The sequence below is a fragment of the Parasedimentitalea psychrophila genome, assembly GCF_030285785.1.
In the GTDB taxonomy this organism is placed as follows: Bacteria; Pseudomonadota; Alphaproteobacteria; order Rhodobacterales; family Rhodobacteraceae; genus Parasedimentitalea; species Parasedimentitalea psychrophila.
Window position 1 is genome coordinate 3,473,782 of sequence record NZ_CP127247.1, and the last position, 14,882, is coordinate 3,488,663.

The window sequence follows — 14,882 nt, forward strand, 5'->3', positions numbered from 1 at the left end:
ATCGAGAGAGCGTTTGTCTCACTTCGTCAGAATCTCCCGGATTTCCGCTGCCTTTTGCTCAAGCGTTTCTGGGGCATCCTTGATCTGTTGAAGCAGAGCGAGGATCTGGTCTTTGGTTTCATCGTCCAGAGTGCTTGTCTTGATAGCCTTGACCGCGTTGTCATGGCTGTAGCCATCGGCGGAAAGGATATCGGTTTCGTCCCAGGCAGCGATTATCCTAGCAGCTTCGTTGCTGAACGCAGTCGCCTGCGCGGTCACGTCTTCGGCGATGTCAGCTGCAGCAGCCTGAACATCACTGGTGATTTGCTCGGCGCTTTCCGCTGCGCTGTCAGAAATGGCTTCGCCTGCGTCTTGTAGGGCGTCTCCAGCAGTTGCGACCGCCTCAGAGAGCCGCTCACCCGGGGTGGGTTCAGGTTTGGTAAACCAAAAGAATAAGGCGGCCCCGACGCAGACAGCCAGGATGACGGAAATGATGGTCTTGGACATGAGTTTACTCTCCTAATATCTGGTGGGAGCGATATTTGCCTTGTTCATGTTTTCTCCATTTCAATTATTGTTCGGAAGGGCGGCAGGACGAGGTATTTCGCCGCCCCTCCGATTACTGACCGAAATCGGGATGGATGCGATCAGTAGTTCCATAAGCATTGCGCCCCTTAGCCTCGAATTGGCTCCAAAACTGCCGCACGGGTTACGGCGTCAGGTACGGGAGTAGGTGGATTTTTTTGAAACGGGTTCTTGACCACAGGGCTGAAGGTAAAGGTGAATTTCCAGTCGGACGCAAAAGCATCAGGCCGCACTGCGTTGTATTCTGCGGCAAAGTTAAGTTTTACCAACTGCTTGCCAATCGACGTAACTTTGGCGACCGACAGGCCAAACGGAACAGTCCATTCCTGCCCGGACACCGCGTTCCAGTCATAAGAAATTGTTGGTCCAGTTCCGACTTGCCAACCGTCGCCCAAACCATAGAACAGGAAATACTGGAGCGAAGTGAGGGACACGTCAGCCCCGGAACCACCGACTTTTTCGTTGTGAAACGGGAATAGGCCCAAGACGCCCCAGTCCGTTGTTTTAACCGCCAGCGCACTTGGTCCCAACAGCCAGTTTTCCGAGGAAATACTGCTGCCTGTCGGAACCGATCCCACTACGCCAGCGCCAAAAGTCCAGCCATTGCCACCCCACGAGTAGAGCAAATCATAGGCGATGTCGCCAAATTGACTACGACTATCAAAAGCGCTGCCCTCGAAGGCGGGTTGACCGATCACATAGGGAAGGGCAGGGCGAAAGATTAAGTTATGGCCGTTGGGCAGCACAAAGGGGAGGGCTGGCTGGAAGGTGACAGTCAAGCTATCTTGATTGTCGGCACCCGGTAACGTTCCGCTAAAAGTCCGATATTCAAACTTAAAATTCATCGTTGCATTCGCTGCCCCAGGGTTTGCCAGTTCTTTGGCCAACTCATCAATATTTGGACCAACCTGAGCGTTAGCGGCCGTGGTAAATACCGCAAATGCGATTGCAGCAGGGAATGCCAGTTTCACTCTGCGGCTCCCTTTTTTCCACTTCGTACTTTGGTGTTTTCAGTGACCTTCAGCTCACCATTCCATGGTGCATCAGGAATTTTGGGCGTGGCTGGATCGGCTATGTAAGACGGTGTCATGATCTGGGTGCCGTTCTCGTGGAACACGTCTACGATGTTCTCGTGCAGATCGGATTTGATCTGTGGCAGGCTGGACCCACGCGAGGTGTAGGCATTTATCTCGTAATTGATTGCGTAATCAGCCAACTGTGTCCAAAGCACGAAAGGCGTCGGCCTTTTCTTTAATCCGTCTGTGCGGTGCGCCGCCTCGATAAGCATCGCGATTACCTTCTTGGGCGGCTCCTCGTAACCAATCCCAACCGTCGTATGAACCAACAGTCCCTTGCCGTCGATTTGTCGGGAATAGTTCACCACCTCCGAGTTCAGCAGCTGTGCATTAGGAATGCTGATCATCTCGTTTTTCACAGACTTCAGCAGCGTTTCCATCAACTTGATTTCAACAACGTCGCCGACCTTGTCACCGACCTGAATGCGGTCTCCGATGTTGGTGCTACGCCGATAGATAACGAACAAACCGGCCATCATATTGCTGACTACGGTGTTCGACCCCAGCGACAACATTATGCCGGCAAGAATGGTCATTCCCTGAAATGCGCGGGAGTCCGACCCGGGAATATAGGGGTAGGCAAAGACCAGCGCGAGTAGGATGACAAGCATTTTGGAGAGGAAGAAGGTGGGGGCTATCCAGTGTTTCTCAAATTCACCGAGGTCGAAAGTATCGTTCTCGACGTTGTTGAAGAATAACTTTATCCTCTGGATGGCGAAGCGAGTCATAAAGGCGATAATGGTAAGAGTGATTAAATTTGGTATATAGGCGACAAACCCGCGAAGGACACTCATCATCGGGCGGCTGACATTGGCCAGGAGCAGTTCGGCGAAGGCTTGCGTTTCAGCAAATGCTAAGAGAACGAAAGACAAGTAGTAATAAAACAGGGTCAAATAGCCAATCCAAAGCAGGATATTAAGCAGATAACTTAGGATCGCCACGATAGCGTTGCTGCGCACCAAGGATTTGGTTGCTTGCTCAAGATTAGCAGAGCGTTTTTCGATTAATCCGGCTGCATAGGCAATCAAGGTCTTCCTTTTGCGAACGAATGCGAATGTGATCACCGCAAAACCCAAAGTCCAACCGAGTGCAGCCAGTGCGCTGCCCACCCGAGCTGCGCCGGAACGGTTGTCTCGATAGGTTAGGATCGCGGTTTCAATTGCTTCAGACTGTAGCCCGGCCAGCACTTCAAGCTCCAGATCCTCGTGCTCGGCATCGGCCTGTGTGGTAATCGTGACCATGCGTCCATCGACTTCGATTTCCTGGCCAAACTCGTTATCGAGAATGTCGATTTTCACCCATTTTACATCAGATCTTTCAGCAGCGGCTATGATCCGTTGTTGAACCTTTTCGGCGCGCTCTACGGCAGGCAGCGCGCTGGATCCACGCACAACAAAAAGAGTGTCTCCGTCGATCACAACCGGTGCCAGATAGGTCTCGTCGGCGGGTTGCTCGGGCAGGGTAGCCGGTGCCGTTTGTGTGAGGGCAGGGGAGGTCTGCACCGGCAACAAGGCGCAGACTAAAAGCATTAACCCCATCGCTTTCTGGATACGGTGTGGCCACTTATTACGTGCCTTCGTCTTTATCATGCTCACCTACTCCTGTGGGACGGGGATCAAATGCACATCTCGTTGTGGGAACGGGATCGAGATGCCGGTTGCGTCGAACTGTTCCTTGGCCTGTCCGGTGAGGTCCCAGAAAACGGTCCAGTAATCATCTGACTTCACCCACGGGCGGCAGAAAATATTGACGGAACTTTCGCCCAACTCGCCCACGAAGATCTCTGGCCCTGGATCGAGAAGGCACAGATCGTGCGCTTGCACCAGCGATGACAAAACTTCTATTGCCTGGGCGGTGTTGTCGGAATAACCGATGCCAAACACCAGGTCGACGCGGCGTTCCGCTGAGGTACTGACATTTGTGATGACGTCGCCCCAGATCTTGGAATTTGGCACCACAATGACTTGGTTGTCAAATGTCCGGATCCGGGTCGAGACGACGGACATGGCATCCAGAGTGCCCGAGACGCCGGCAGTGTGGATATAATCGCCCGTATCGAATGGCTTGAGAACCATGATCATCAGCCCACTGGCGAGGTTGCCCAGCGTGTCCTGGAGCGCAAATCCCAGAATGAAGGACAAGCCACCAAACACGGCAAAGAGCGGCGTGACGTTGACACCAAAAAGACCCAGTACAATCAAGATGCCCAAGGCGAACACCAACCAATAAACGGTTGTGACGATGAAGGATTTTAAAAGAAGAGACAGGGTCGAAACTTTTTCCAGCCCACGGCGAACCATATTGCGCACAAGCTTGGCCAAGAACATCATTGCCCAGATCGACGTCAGGATGGCCAGCAACATCAGCAATACCCACACCCCACCATCCGGTGCGGTTAGCCAGTTGAGTGCGATCCTCAACAATGTTTTTGTGTCGGTTGCACGTAGCGTGCCTGCAGCCAGAGCGGAGGCAAACAGCCGATGCTGTTGAAGGTCTGCATCGCTGCCGCCTTTTTGCTCCCAAGCGCCCAGAACCATCTCATAATTGGTGGCTGTTGCAGACATTGCCTCGAGTTTGACAACGTGACGGGCCCGTAATTCTTCTGCCTGTCCATCAGAGGCACTATTCAAAGCGATATTGATCTGGGCCAACGCCTCCATCCGGGACTGAAGATGACTCTGCCTAGCGTCTGCGACCAAAGATAGGTTCTCGGCAGTTAATGGGACCAAGTAGATTGAAAGTTCATCTTCACTGACCGTGCCGTTCTGCGATCTCTCAAGAGAAGCAAAGGCCTTTGTTGTGACATTGGGTTGGTTTTCTTGCGCCTGCGCGAGTGTCACAGAACAGACCAGATACGATAAGAACAGGAGAATTACATGTTTAGTATGGCTTGCTAAATATTTCATCTCCCGCCGCCCTCTCTGCATTTTTCTTGTTTTGTTGAGAGGCAGCTTGCCCGAGGTATATTAAGCTGCTGCCCCTCAACTCTCCGCTGTGCGGAAACAAAAAAATACTTGTTACTTACAACTGTCGAATGCCGACCGGAGAAGGCATTTATGAGATATTCTTAGACCCAAATTCACATCAAACCTCCGGCTGGCCTGTAAATGCCGCCCAAGGCGATGTTCAAAGGAACGTAGTCTATCGCCAGGTTACGTCGGTCCAATGCAAGACTGTTTTCAGCAGCCAAAGAGGATCGTTCGGCGTCCTGCACTTGCAGAAAATTGGCTTCGCCGACCAAAAAATGCTGTCTGGCGAGGACCAGAACTTTGCGTGTCGCGTCCTCCGCCAATGCTGCCTGTTTAATAGCCCGCTGATGCCGGTGTAAGGCAAACATTGAGTTGCGCACTTCCTCAACGGCAAGCACAACGTCCTTTTCCCATTCGGCAGGCCTTTCTTCTGCAATATTCGCCTACTTGGGAAACCAGACCTTCCCTCGTTTCCGCTGCCCGCGCCATTGCAATACCGTTGCTGTCACATGAAGGCGATCTGAGCCAGGCGATTGCGGATGCCCTTGGTGTCAGCATGAATCTGATGGAAAAAACCCTTACTGGCGAAGGCACGTCTCTTAATCGCGAAATTAAGACCCTGAAGTGCGAGGTTGCTTGCGAATTATTAGCAGACACTAAATCTCCCATCGCAGACGTTGGCGCGAAAATCGGGTATTCAGAACCTGCCAATTTTACGCGGTTCTTCAAATCCCAACTTGGAATAACACCAAATCAATATCGAAAAACTAAGAATCATGAGAGCGACGGCAAGTGAGAAAATCACCCCAAGTCGGCGTTGGACGCTTGCCCAAGGGTCAGATAGTCTACTCTGAATCTGAGATTGTGTTCTTCGGCCCGTTGATCCTTCCAGACGAAAAACCTTGTAGTGATTATGCGCGGGATATCTGAGCGAAACTGTGAACTGGTCAGCCTATCGCAGGGCTCAAGGTCTGCATGAACCACGGACGGTTCGCCAAGGCCTTGAGCTGGCGTGAATAGACGGTGTCGCGGCGATGTAAGCATACCCGCCAACCGTGTGGTTCTTATTTAGGGAGAGAAACATTGGACTTAAGCATTCTGGAAATTCTGACAGGGGAAGATGGGCTTCCGCAGTTTGATAAAGCATTGGTCAAATTCAGATCTGGGGACCATGCTTTGATTGAAGGAATGCCCAGAATGTCGGCACATGAGAACTGTAAACTACTGGTTTTCATCGAGTTGGCCCCTGGATTTTCCAGCGAGACGCGATCTACTGATATCGACCAGATGGTAGTGTGCCTATCTGGCAAGTTGAGCATTTCCACAGATGATGGTGATACCCAAGATCTGGTGCCCGGGAGCGTTGCGCGATTGAGAAAAACAGATTGCTCGACATATACCATGTCCGTTGCAAGCGACGCGCCAGCACACCTGATGGTCGTTCAACTTGAAGGATAAAGTGCGTTTTAAATCCCTGCAATGTGATTGCCGGGAACTTCCTCTTGTAATTGAAGCCCGCAGCGGTCGTTGGTAAACTGCCGGTGCTTAATAATTGCCACGTAGAAGGCGTCCAGCATATCTTTCGGAACCTCGATCCCAAAGCTAGTCTTTGGTGTTGGCGTGGACGCCCCTACACGACAGCAAGCCCAATATACGGGGCAACTCGATTTATTGACCTTCTGAGGGCGTAACGGGCTTGTTTTGGTGCTTTGGGTCATCGGCCTCACCGGATTTGAGGAGGTCAGTGACGATCACTGATCCTCACCGGGCATTGGTAGTACTGATCGCGCCCACATCCTGGTGTTTTCACGCCGGGAACGGATTCAGGCGGTGCAACTGGCCAAGTCGGCGGATGTTGTAGACGAGGTTTTTCATCCCGATTTTGGCCTTGGCCCGCGCCAGGCCGATGGTTCGCACCAGCGTGCCACCCATGTCGTTCGCCTGCGCGCCGAACACATGCTCGACACGGACACGAACTGAGAATTTCGTCCTGTTGCTTTTCATTGCCTGTTCGGTCAAAGGCTTGCCTCGTTTTCCCTTGCGATGGATGCGGCTGGTCAGTCCTCTTGCCCTGAGCTTCGCCTCGATTTCTTCCGACCGGTAAGCTGCATCTGCCCTGACCCCGGAGGCGGTGTTGCCGCGCATCAGCAACTCGTCCACCGCCTGACTGTCCACTGCCCGACAGTCGAATGCATCGCATTCGATGAGAGTGAGGTGCCCCTAGATTTATCGACGCTTTGCTTGGTAATTTTGGAACCAGGGAGAGACGTACATAAGTAAGGGAATGCGTTTACGGACGAGTTCAAACGGGATGCTGTGGTGCAGGTTGTTGAGCGAGGGTACGCGGTCAGTGAAGTTGCTGAACGGTTGGGGATCAGCGCCAGTGGCCAGATTGCAGACAAGGACGAAACCGCTCTTGCGGTAGAGGCGCTTGTTGCTCTGGTAGCGAGTCATTTGGACCGTTGATTTTGTGGATGGGCGCGACTGTCGTTGAATTGGGATCTTCTCAATCCAGCGACAGGAGGTTTTCATGTCCAATCATTCGACTTCGGTTTCGGGACACCCAACCCGAGGAGACAATAGGTTTTTTACACTGGGCTGCGCCACCGTGTTCTTGCTACCTATTCTTGCTACTATCCCCGGTGATTGCACCGATTCAAATTTGGCGCCAAACCCGGCTTATCGCACTGTGATGTACGGACTTTCTGGGGTTTCGCACAATGGTTTTTTTTTGGGGCTGGCGTTGATATTTAAGGCCAGATGAAGCCGGGCCAGATGAAGCCGGGCCAGATGAAGCCGGACCAGATGAAGCCGGGCCAGATGAAGCCGGGCCAGATGAAGCCGGGGCAGTGGGCTGTGTAGTTGGCCGGGGGTGGTGGCCAGTGTTAGCGGCTCAGGGCGGCAACGCCGGGCAGTGTTTTGCCCTCCATCCATTCCAGAAAGGCACCGCCTGCAGTGGAAATATAGCTGAAATCAGCGGCGACATTGGCCTGGTTGAGGGCGGCAACCGTATCACCTCCGCCTGCGACGCTGATCAGGTCGCCGGATTTGGTCAGTGCGGCGGCCTGTTGAGCGGCGGCTGTGGTGGCACCGTCAAAGGGCGGTAGCTCGAATGCGCCCATGGGACCGTTCCAGATCAGAGTTTTGGCGGTGGCCAATATGGCAGCCATGGCGGCGACGGTGGCGGGGCCGGCATCCAGGATCATCGCATCCGCCGGGCAGGCATCGGCGGCGACGGTTTCATTGTCAGCACCGGCTTTGAATTCGCGGGCCACCACGATGTCGCTGGGCAGCAGGATCTGGCAGCCGGTGGTCTTGGCCTTGGCCATGATGGCGAGGGCAGTGTCGGTCAACTCATGTTCGCACAGGGATTTGCCAACCGCGTGGCCCTGGGCTGCGAGGAAGGTATTGGCCATGCCGCCGCCGATCACCAGGTGATCCACCTTTTCCACCAGATTGCCGAGCAGGTCCAGTTTGGACGACACTTTGGCACCGCCGACAACGGCCACCAGGGGCCGCTTGGGCTGAGCCAGTGCGCGCTCAAGCGCCGAGAGTTCGGCCTGCATCAGGCGGCCGGCACAGGCGGGCAGCAAATGGGCCAGGCCTTCGGTTGAGGCATGGGCGCGGTGGGCGGCGGAGAAGGCATCGTTGCAGTAGATGTCACCAAGCTGCGCCATCTCGGCGGCCAGAGCCGGGTCATTGCTTTCTTCGCCGCTATGGAAGCGGGTGTTTTCCAGCAGCAGAATCTGACCGGGTTGCAGGGCTGCAATGGCGGCCTGGGCGGCAGGGCCGCGGCAGTCGGCGCAAAAGACCACCGGCGCGCCAAAGGCTTCCGCCAGCACGGGTTGCAGTGGCAGCAGGGACATCTCGGGCACCACCTGGCCCTTGGGTCGGCCAAAATGCGCCAATAGGATCGGGGTGCCGCCCTGTGCCAGAATATCGCTGACAGAGGGCACTACACGGCGGATGCGGCTGTCGTCGCTGACCTGTCCGTTTTCCATCGGTACGTTGATATCAACGCGCAGCAACACTTTTTTGCCTGCCAGTTCCATATCGTCCAGCGTGTTCCAGCCCATGTGTGTCTCCTCTGAAAACCTATGTCAGTCTGTGGTTTATGTCAGGGCTTTTGGCTGTGAGGTCAATGCCCCTTGGCAATTGGCGGCGCGCAGATTAATTGTCGGCGCAATCAGTTAAGTCAGGAGAGCCAAATGGCCGAGATCAAAGATCCAGAAAACACCATCATCATTGAGCTGACAGGCGGCAATGTTGTTATCGAGCTGCTGTCGGATGTTGCGCCGCAACACTGCGAGCGGATGAAAGAGCTGACCCGCAGTGGTGCTTATAACAATGTTTGCTTTCACCGGGTGATCGACGGTTTCATGGCGCAGACCGGCGATGTGGCCAATGGCAACATGGAAGAGGGTTTCAACCTGCGCAGTGCGGGCACTGGTGGGTCTGAACTGCCGGATCTGCCGGCCGAATTTTCCAAGCTGCCGCATGACCGTGGCACCATTGGTGCGGCCCGTTCGGCCAACCCGAACAGCGCCAACTCGCAGTTTTTCATCAACTTTGGCGACAACCATTTCCTGAACAACCAGTACACGGTCTATGGCCGGGTAATTGAAGGCATGGAACACGTGGATACCATCGTGCGCGGTGAGCCACCTACCGATCCGGATCGGATGATCTCGGTCAAGGTGGCTGCGGATGCTTAAGTTAGCAGCGGCGATTGCCCTGTTGGCCAGCCCGGCGCTGGCCTCGGGCATTGAGATCACCATTGCGGGTGAAGGTGCCAACGGTAAGGTTGTGATCGACCTGCTGGAGGATGTCGCACCCAAGCATGTGGCGCAGATCACCGCGCTGGCGGCGGACGGCAAATATGACGGGGTGGTGTTCCACCGTGTTATTGATGGCTTTATGGCGCAGACCGGTGACGTGCAGTATGGTCTTGAGGGCCAGGACATGAGCCGGGCCGGAACCGGCGGATCTGATCTGGGCAATATCGACGCCGAGTTCTCGGATCTGCCGTTTGATGCGGGCGTTGTCGGCATGGCACGCAGCCAGAACCCCAACAGTGCCAACTCGCAGTTCTTTATCATGTTTGATGCCGGGCACTTCCTGAACGGGCAATATACCGTTGTGGGTCGGGTCACCGAAGGCATGGATGTGGTCAATGCGATCAAGCTGGGGCGGGGCCAGAATGGCTCGGTTGTTGGCGCGCCGGATGTGATGAAAACGGTCACTGTGACCGACTAAACTGCCCGGCCTTCCTTTTGGGGGAAGGTCTGCCGTTTAAATCGTGAGCAGCCGACGGTCGTCGGCTGCTCACGTCATTGTTGGGTGCGTGTTACCCTGCAACAGCGCATTCTACCCCTGAGACTGGGGGCGTAGGATGGCAATCAGATCCATTTTGAGTATAGCACTGATTTGGCTGGGCAGCTTTGTTGCGGCTGATCCTGAACAGTGGCAGCGGCAATGGCCGCATACAGATTTCTCCAGAACAAATGTGCGCGATTGGGCTGAAATCCTATCGGGGGGACCGCCCAGGGATGGCATTCCGGCGCTGAGTAATCCCGAGTTCATTCGGGTTGGCAAAGAACGTGGCATTGGTCCGCGTGAGCCGGTGATCACCGTTGAAATGACCGGACAGGTGGCGCGGGCTTATCCGCTGCGGTATCTGACCTGGCATGAAATCGTCAATGACCGTATTGGCGGTGTTCCGGTGGCGGTGACGTTTTGCCCTCTGTGTAATTCAGCGATGACTTTCGATCGGCGCACTGCGGCCGGGGTGCTGGAGTTTGGGGTGTCTGGCAAGCTGCGTAACTCGGACATGATCATGTTTGATCGCGAGACCGAGAGCTGGTGGCAGCAGGCGATCGGGCAGGGAATTGTCGGCGAGATGACCGGGGTCACGCTGAAGACGCTGCCCAGCTGGATGGAAAGCTGGCAGGAGTTTGTTGAGCGCAACCCTGATGGCCTGGTGATGGCCGAGCCCGGCTATAACCGCGCTTATGGGCGCAATCCGTATCGGGGCTATGACAGTTCTGCGCGGCCGTTCTTGTACAATGGCGAGATGCCGCCGCATGGTATCTCGCCATTGGCGCGGGTGGTGCGGGTCGGTACCCGCGCCTGGCCGTTGCAGCGATTGGCTGAACTGGGTGAGCTGCGCGAGGGGGGGGTGGTGATCTCCTGGCGCGCCGGGCAGGCCTCGGCACTGGATAGCGGACAGATTGGCAAAGGCCGGGATGTGGGGTCAATCCGGGTGCGGGACCGGCGGGGGCGCGATCTGGCCCATGACGTGATGTTTGCCTTTGCCTATCACGCATTTTGGCCGGATGGGCGTTGGATGCTGGGCGGCGAATGAGGGCGCTGGTGCCTGCGCGTGTTGGATCGGCTGTTGATTGCCTAAAAAAACGCCGTCGGAGAGTTCCGGCGGCGTTTTAGAATGTGAGGTCCGGATGGTCAGATCCGCGGGCGCTGTCAGCCCTTGGGCCTGGCGGCGGCCGGCGCGGCGGCGGCTGGTGCGGCGGTCTTAGGGGCCGTGCGGCCGGGGTTCAGCGGATCGTCCTGACGTTGAACAGAGCCTTCGAAGTGGGCGCCGCTTTCGATGGCGATGGTCTTGTGGATGATGTCACCCTCAACCCGCGCCGAGGCCGTCAGGCGGACCTTGAGACCGCGTACCCGACCAACAATACGGCCGTTGATGACCACATCATCGGCGATCACTTCGCCTTTGATGGTGGCGGATTCGCCAATGGTCAGCAGATGAGCGCGAATATCGCCATCGACGGTGCCTTCGACCTGAATGTCCCCCGTGGTCTTCATGTTGCCAGTCACATGCAGGTCAGAAGACAAAATGGAGACCGGCGGTTTGGCCTTGGGGGCGCTGGCCCGGAAATCGCTTGGTGCCGGCGCGGCAGGGGTCGAAGACGGAACCGAGGATGTCGGTTTGGCTTCGGGGGTTTTAGCGCTGGGTTCGTTGATTTTGCTTTTAGAAAACATTGCGTGCAGCCTTGATATAGATCATCGGGTTAACTGGGTTTCCATTGACCCTAACCTCATAGTGGAGGTGGGTCCCGGTGGACCGTCCGGTGTTACCCATATCACTGATGTGATCGCCGCGCGAGACATTTTGGCCGACGCGGACGCGGATGTTGGAGTTATGGGCATATCGTGTTTCGATGCCAAAGGCATGGCGGATGGTGACCAGCTTGCCGTAGCCGGATTGCCAGCCCGCATGGGTGATAACACCATCGGCGGTGGCGAATATGTCGGTGCCGCTACGGCCGGCAAAATCTGATCCCTTGTGCAGCCGACGACCGCCCGTTTTGGGGTCGCGGCGATAACCGTAGCCCGAGCTCTGCCGCACCGCACCCAGATTGACCGGGGCGGCAAAGGGCGCCTGTTGGGCAGCAATGCGATAGAGGTTCAGCTGGTCCATCTGATTGAGCAGAAGATTGGCGCGCATCTCATCCGCGGTGGGTTCTTCACCGCGGGTGGACAGGGAAAAAGGGTCAAGCGGACCGCCCTGACCGCTATATCCGCGCCGCACCTGTTCCAGGATACGATCGGTGGGCATTCCGGCCGAGCGGAACATTTTGTCGAGCGGTTCAACCGAAATCACCATCGCCTCTTCGAGCTGGCGGAAAATCTGGTCGTTGCGGTCATCCATCAGCCGGATTTCCAGCTCTAGCGCGTCACGGGCATCCAAGGCCGTCTGGGCGTCAGCCAGGATCTGATCGCGCTCAAGCGCGGTTTCAGCCAGCACCGTTGCGACAAAATCCATCTGCGCCGGTGCTGCGGAGGCCTGGGCCTGGGCCTGAGTGTCTGTGTCACTATGGTCTTGCAGTTGGGCCAGCTGCACCACGGCGGCCTTGCGGTCCTGCATGGTTTTGCGCAGCGTGGTCTGGATCACTTCGATGCCGGTTTCCAGCTCGTGGCGACGGGTTTCCGACGCCAGAATTTCAGATTGCATCACCGAGATCTGGGTCAGTGCCGCATTGAAGCGGTCCTGAGCGGCCAGCGCTTCGACGGCCCGGGAATCGCGTTCTATGGAGAGCGCGTTCAACCGTTCACGATAGGTCTCCTGATCGCGTTTGGCCTGTTCGCGGAAATTGCCCGAGCCAATGCTGTCCATCAGCACAATGGCGGTGGCGACGATGCCCCAGGCGACAATGACGCAGGTGCCGGCCACCGCAACCAACTGGGTTTCAGGCCGCAGCCGGATAAAGCGCGTATCGGTGTCAGATTTCAGGAAAACGCGCCGTTCGGGGAAGCGCCGCTCCAGAAAGCCGTGAATTTTTATAGCCAGACGTGTGCGCACGCGCTGATCCTTGTTCCATCCCAACACAAAGGGTCCGCTGCCTGTCTGCGGCCGCCCCCTCGACGCCAATGAATAGCCAGCCGCAAGAGATTGGGCAAGTCTATTGACCAATTGCGCCGTTGTCTGGGCGGCGACCGGCAGTCATGGGCAACAACCCGCCGACAGTGCGCAGGCCAGTGCGGGCGGGGGCGGGCTAGTCCTTTGTCTCGCGGCGGCGAGGACCAACCGGATCTTCTGTTAGCGACCAGTCATTGGCCAGTCTTCTGTCAGCGGCCAGTAGAAATCCGGTGGAATTCCGGCTTCGGCGCGCTTTTCCTCGTTGAAGGGGGGCTTTAGCGTGCTGTGGAAATAGCGTCGCACCAGGCGGTGAAAGGTCTCTTTCGGGTCGCAGTCTTCGCGGCCACAAAGGAAATGGAACCATTTGCTGCCATAGGCCACATGGCTGACTTCCTCGGCATAGATGATGTCCAGCGTTTCAGTGACCTGCGGCAGTTTGGCCTTGCGGAAGATCTCGATCATGCCGGGGGTGACGTCGAGCCCGCGCGCCTCCAGCACCATGGGGACCACCGCCAGCCGGCCCATCAGATCGTCGGCGGTGTCTTCGGCGGCGCGCCACATGCCATGGTGGGCTGGCAGGGCGCCATAGTGACTGTCCAGCCTATGAAGGCAATCGCAGATGAGATTGAAGTGCTTGGATTCCTCGTCGGCGGCCTTGACCCAGTCGTCAAAGAACCCCATCGGCATCGGCACATGCGAAAATCGGGCAATGATATCCCAGTGCAGATCAACGGCGTTGAGCTCGATATGGGCGACGGCATGCAGCAGGGCGATCCGGCCGGCCGGGGTTCCGGGCTTGCGTTTGGGCACATCCCGGGGTGAGAGCAAGACCGGATGCTCTGGCCGGGCCGGGTGCAGGGGCGGTTTGGCGGTGCCGATCTCGATTGGCGCATGGGTGCCGGCCCGGGAGGCCTGCCAATCGGCGGCATGGCGGCGTGACAGGGCGGTTTTCTCAACCCCGTCTGCGGTGTTCAGCACCTGTGTCGCGCGGTCGGCAAGAGAGAGGTTTGGCTGGGTCATGGCTGATGTCCGGTGGTTGCCAACCCCGCTTGCCCTGATTTAGGGGGCTTTGTCCAGATCCAGCCTCAGACCACCGCCCCAGATTTGGCCCCAGATTTCGCCACGGCCGCGCCGCGCTTTTGCGCGGCGCCCGGCCCAACGGGAGCGGGCTTTTTTACAAAACCCGGCGACGGGCGGGAGCTGCCGCGGCCGCAGGATCAGCCGAGCTGACCCCTGGCGGCCTTGGCGGTGGCGCCGCGCTGGCGCGCGGCGCGGTTGCGACAGATCGCAGGGTCAGCTCACAGGGTCAGCTCACAGGGTCAGCTCACAGGGTCAGCGCACAGGGTCAGGTCACAGGGCCTGGGCGGCGGCGAGAACCTCATCCACATGGCCATCGACTTTGACCTTTCGCCAGATCTGGGCAATGCGCCCCTCGGCGTCGATCAGAAAGCTGGACCGCTCAATGCCCCAGTGTGTCTTGCCGTACAGGGTTTTCTCTTTCCAGGTGCCGTAGTCCTCGCAGGTGGTGCCCTCTGCGTCAGACAGCAGCGGCGTGGTCAGCCCGTGTTTGGCGATGAAATTGTCATGTTTTTTGAGACTATCCTTGGAGATCCCGAACACCTGTGCCCCGGCCTCGGCAAAAGCCTGCAACTGATTGGAAAATCCGATGGATTCCTTGGTGCAGCCCGGCGTATTATCACGGGGATAGAAAAACAGCACAATGGCTTTGCCTCGCAGGTCTGTCAGAGAAACCTCGCCGCCATCTGGCGCCAGGGGCAGCGTGAAATCGGGGGCCGGGTCTGAGGTGTTGAGCATTTTTGACGTCTCCATGGAATACTGTGGGGGCTGGCTGCCACAGATCGGTGGCCACAGGCAAAGGAAAAACAAAGATTA

15 protein-coding genes and 2 pseudogenes are annotated in these 14,882 nt (G+C 56.8%); 6 read left to right on the forward strand and 11 right to left on the reverse strand.

Translation table 11 applies throughout. From position 1 onward, the window contains the following. Positions 1–18: 18 nt before the first annotated feature. The 5 genes from QPJ95_RS16935 to QPJ95_RS16955 all read right to left on the reverse strand — a co-directional run bounded on the left by QPJ95_RS16935 (position 19) and on the right by QPJ95_RS16955 (position 4,977). Entirely contained in the window at positions 19–486 is a 468-nt protein-coding gene (locus QPJ95_RS16935; RefSeq protein WP_270919566.1) for a hypothetical protein, read from the reverse strand. 167 nt (positions 487–653) lie between these two features. Further along, complete coding sequence (locus QPJ95_RS16940; RefSeq protein ID WP_270919565.1) at positions 654–1,535, reverse strand: hypothetical protein; 882 nt, start codon at positions 1,533–1,535, stop codon at positions 654–656. Next, a complete protein-coding gene (locus QPJ95_RS16945; RefSeq protein WP_270919564.1) occupies positions 1,532–3,229 on the reverse strand; it encodes a mechanosensitive ion channel family protein in 1,698 nt (565 codons plus the stop codon). The genes QPJ95_RS16940 and QPJ95_RS16945 overlap by 4 nt, the downstream gene beginning before the upstream one ends. Positions 3,230–3,235: 6 nt before the next feature. Continuing rightward, the gene (locus tag QPJ95_RS16950) at positions 3,236–4,546 is read right to left on the reverse strand and encodes a mechanosensitive ion channel family protein (RefSeq protein ID WP_270919563.1); all 1,311 of its coding nucleotides are present in this window, start codon (positions 4,544–4,546) and stop codon (positions 3,236–3,238) included. A gap of 173 nt (positions 4,547–4,719) precedes the next feature. After that, positions 4,720–4,977 carry a hypothetical protein gene (locus tag QPJ95_RS16955; protein WP_286018149.1) on the reverse strand — a complete coding sequence of 86 codons (258 nt, stop codon included), beginning with the start codon at positions 4,975–4,977 and terminating at the stop codon, positions 4,720–4,722. Here QPJ95_RS16955 and QPJ95_RS16960 point away from each other — a divergent pair. Together QPJ95_RS16960 and QPJ95_RS16965 are read left to right on the forward strand one after the other, a co-directional pair. Then, a complete protein-coding gene (locus tag QPJ95_RS16960) occupies positions 4,977–5,405 on the forward strand; it encodes a helix-turn-helix domain-containing protein (protein ID WP_286018150.1) in 429 nt (142 codons plus the stop codon). The two genes, QPJ95_RS16955 and QPJ95_RS16960, sit on opposite strands and share 1 nt — an antisense overlap. A 287-nt stretch (positions 5,406–5,692) precedes the next feature. Then, on the forward strand, positions 5,693–6,067 hold the full coding sequence (locus QPJ95_RS16965; RefSeq protein ID WP_270919560.1) for a cupin domain-containing protein: 375 nt from the start codon (positions 5,693–5,695) through the stop codon (positions 6,065–6,067). A 348-nt stretch (positions 6,068–6,415) separates the two neighbouring features. Here the strand turns inward: QPJ95_RS16965 and QPJ95_RS16970 are convergent. Next, positions 6,416–6,787 (reverse strand): annotated as a pseudogene (locus tag QPJ95_RS16970) (transposase); the annotation flags it as partial. Positions 6,788–6,925: 138 nt separating this feature from the next. On the opposite strand from QPJ95_RS16970, the pseudogene QPJ95_RS16975 reads away from it, so the two are divergent. Beyond that, a pseudogene (locus QPJ95_RS16975) lies at positions 6,926–6,988 on the forward strand (hypothetical protein); the annotation flags it as partial. A gap of 506 nt (positions 6,989–7,494) precedes the next feature. On the opposite strand, the gene QPJ95_RS16980 reads toward QPJ95_RS16975, so the two are convergent. Continuing rightward, positions 7,495–8,685: a phosphoglycerate kinase gene (locus QPJ95_RS16980; RefSeq protein ID WP_270919559.1), complete on the reverse strand. Its 1,191-nt coding sequence runs from the start codon at positions 8,683–8,685 to the stop codon at positions 7,495–7,497. Between the two features lie 132 nt (positions 8,686–8,817). Between QPJ95_RS16980 and QPJ95_RS16985 the strand changes: the two genes are divergently transcribed. The 3 genes from QPJ95_RS16985 (at position 8,818) to QPJ95_RS16995 (ending at position 10,973) form a co-directional block, all read left to right on the forward strand. Beyond that, complete coding sequence (locus tag QPJ95_RS16985) at positions 8,818–9,324, forward strand: peptidylprolyl isomerase (protein ID WP_270919558.1); 507 nt, start codon at positions 8,818–8,820, stop codon at positions 9,322–9,324. Next, entirely contained in the window at positions 9,317–9,865 is a 549-nt protein-coding gene (locus QPJ95_RS16990; protein ID WP_270919557.1) for a peptidylprolyl isomerase, read from the forward strand. Before QPJ95_RS16985 ends, QPJ95_RS16990 begins: the two co-directional genes overlap by 8 nt. Before the next feature lie 136 nt (positions 9,866–10,001). Then, positions 10,002–10,973: a DUF3179 domain-containing protein gene (locus tag QPJ95_RS16995; protein WP_270919556.1), complete on the forward strand. Its 972-nt coding sequence runs from the start codon at positions 10,002–10,004 to the stop codon at positions 10,971–10,973. A 116-nt stretch (positions 10,974–11,089) separates the two neighbouring features. On the opposite strand, the gene QPJ95_RS17000 is transcribed toward QPJ95_RS16995, so the two are convergent. From QPJ95_RS17000 to QPJ95_RS17015, 4 genes are all read right to left on the reverse strand, one after another. Continuing rightward, a complete protein-coding gene (locus QPJ95_RS17000; RefSeq protein WP_270919555.1) occupies positions 11,090–11,611 on the reverse strand; it encodes a bactofilin family protein in 522 nt (173 codons plus the stop codon). Continuing rightward, on the reverse strand, positions 11,601–12,932 hold the full coding sequence (locus QPJ95_RS17005) for a M23 family metallopeptidase (RefSeq protein ID WP_270919554.1): 1,332 nt from the start codon (positions 12,930–12,932) through the stop codon (positions 11,601–11,603). Before QPJ95_RS17005 ends, QPJ95_RS17000 begins: the two co-directional genes overlap by 11 nt. A gap of 237 nt (positions 12,933–13,169) precedes the next feature. Next, positions 13,170–14,009, reverse strand: coding sequence for a ferritin-like domain-containing protein (locus QPJ95_RS17010; protein ID WP_270919553.1), 840 nt, complete (start codon positions 14,007–14,009; stop codon positions 13,170–13,172). A 330-nt stretch (positions 14,010–14,339) separates the two neighbouring features. Next, positions 14,340–14,804, reverse strand: a complete 465-nt coding sequence (locus tag QPJ95_RS17015; protein WP_270919552.1) for a peroxiredoxin — start codon at positions 14,802–14,804, stop codon at positions 14,340–14,342. Between the last annotated feature and the right edge of the window lie 78 nt (positions 14,805–14,882).

Coding starts and splice junctions, on each gene's coding strand:
- QPJ95_RS16935 (WP_270919566.1), bottom strand. CDS start 486: ATGTCCAAGACCATCATTTCCGTCATCCTGGCTGTCTGCGTCGGGGCC.
- QPJ95_RS16945 (WP_270919564.1), bottom strand. CDS start 3,229: ATGATAAAGACGAAGGCACGTAATAAGTGGCCACACCGTATCCAGAAA.
- QPJ95_RS16950 (WP_270919563.1), bottom strand. CDS start 4,546: ATGAAATATTTAGCAAGCCATACTAAACATGTAATTCTCCTGTTCTTA.
- QPJ95_RS16955 (WP_286018149.1), bottom strand. CDS start 4,977: ATGTTTGCCTTACACCGGCATCAGCGGGCTATTAAACAGGCAGCATTG.
- QPJ95_RS16980 (WP_270919559.1), bottom strand. CDS start 8,685: ATGGGCTGGAACACGCTGGACGATATGGAACTGGCAGGCAAAAAAGTG.
- QPJ95_RS16985 (WP_270919558.1), top strand. CDS start 8,818: ATGGCCGAGATCAAAGATCCAGAAAACACCATCATCATTGAGCTGACA.
- QPJ95_RS16990 (WP_270919557.1), top strand. CDS start 9,317: ATGCTTAAGTTAGCAGCGGCGATTGCCCTGTTGGCCAGCCCGGCGCTG.
- QPJ95_RS16995 (WP_270919556.1), top strand. CDS start 10,002: ATGGCAATCAGATCCATTTTGAGTATAGCACTGATTTGGCTGGGCAGC.
- QPJ95_RS17000 (WP_270919555.1), bottom strand. CDS start 11,611: ATGTTTTCTAAAAGCAAAATCAACGAACCCAGCGCTAAAACCCCCGAA.
- QPJ95_RS17010 (WP_270919553.1), bottom strand. CDS start 14,009: ATGACCCAGCCAAACCTCTCTCTTGCCGACCGCGCGACACAGGTGCTG.
- QPJ95_RS17015 (WP_270919552.1), bottom strand. CDS start 14,804: ATGCTCAACACCTCAGACCCGGCCCCCGATTTCACGCTGCCCCTGGCG.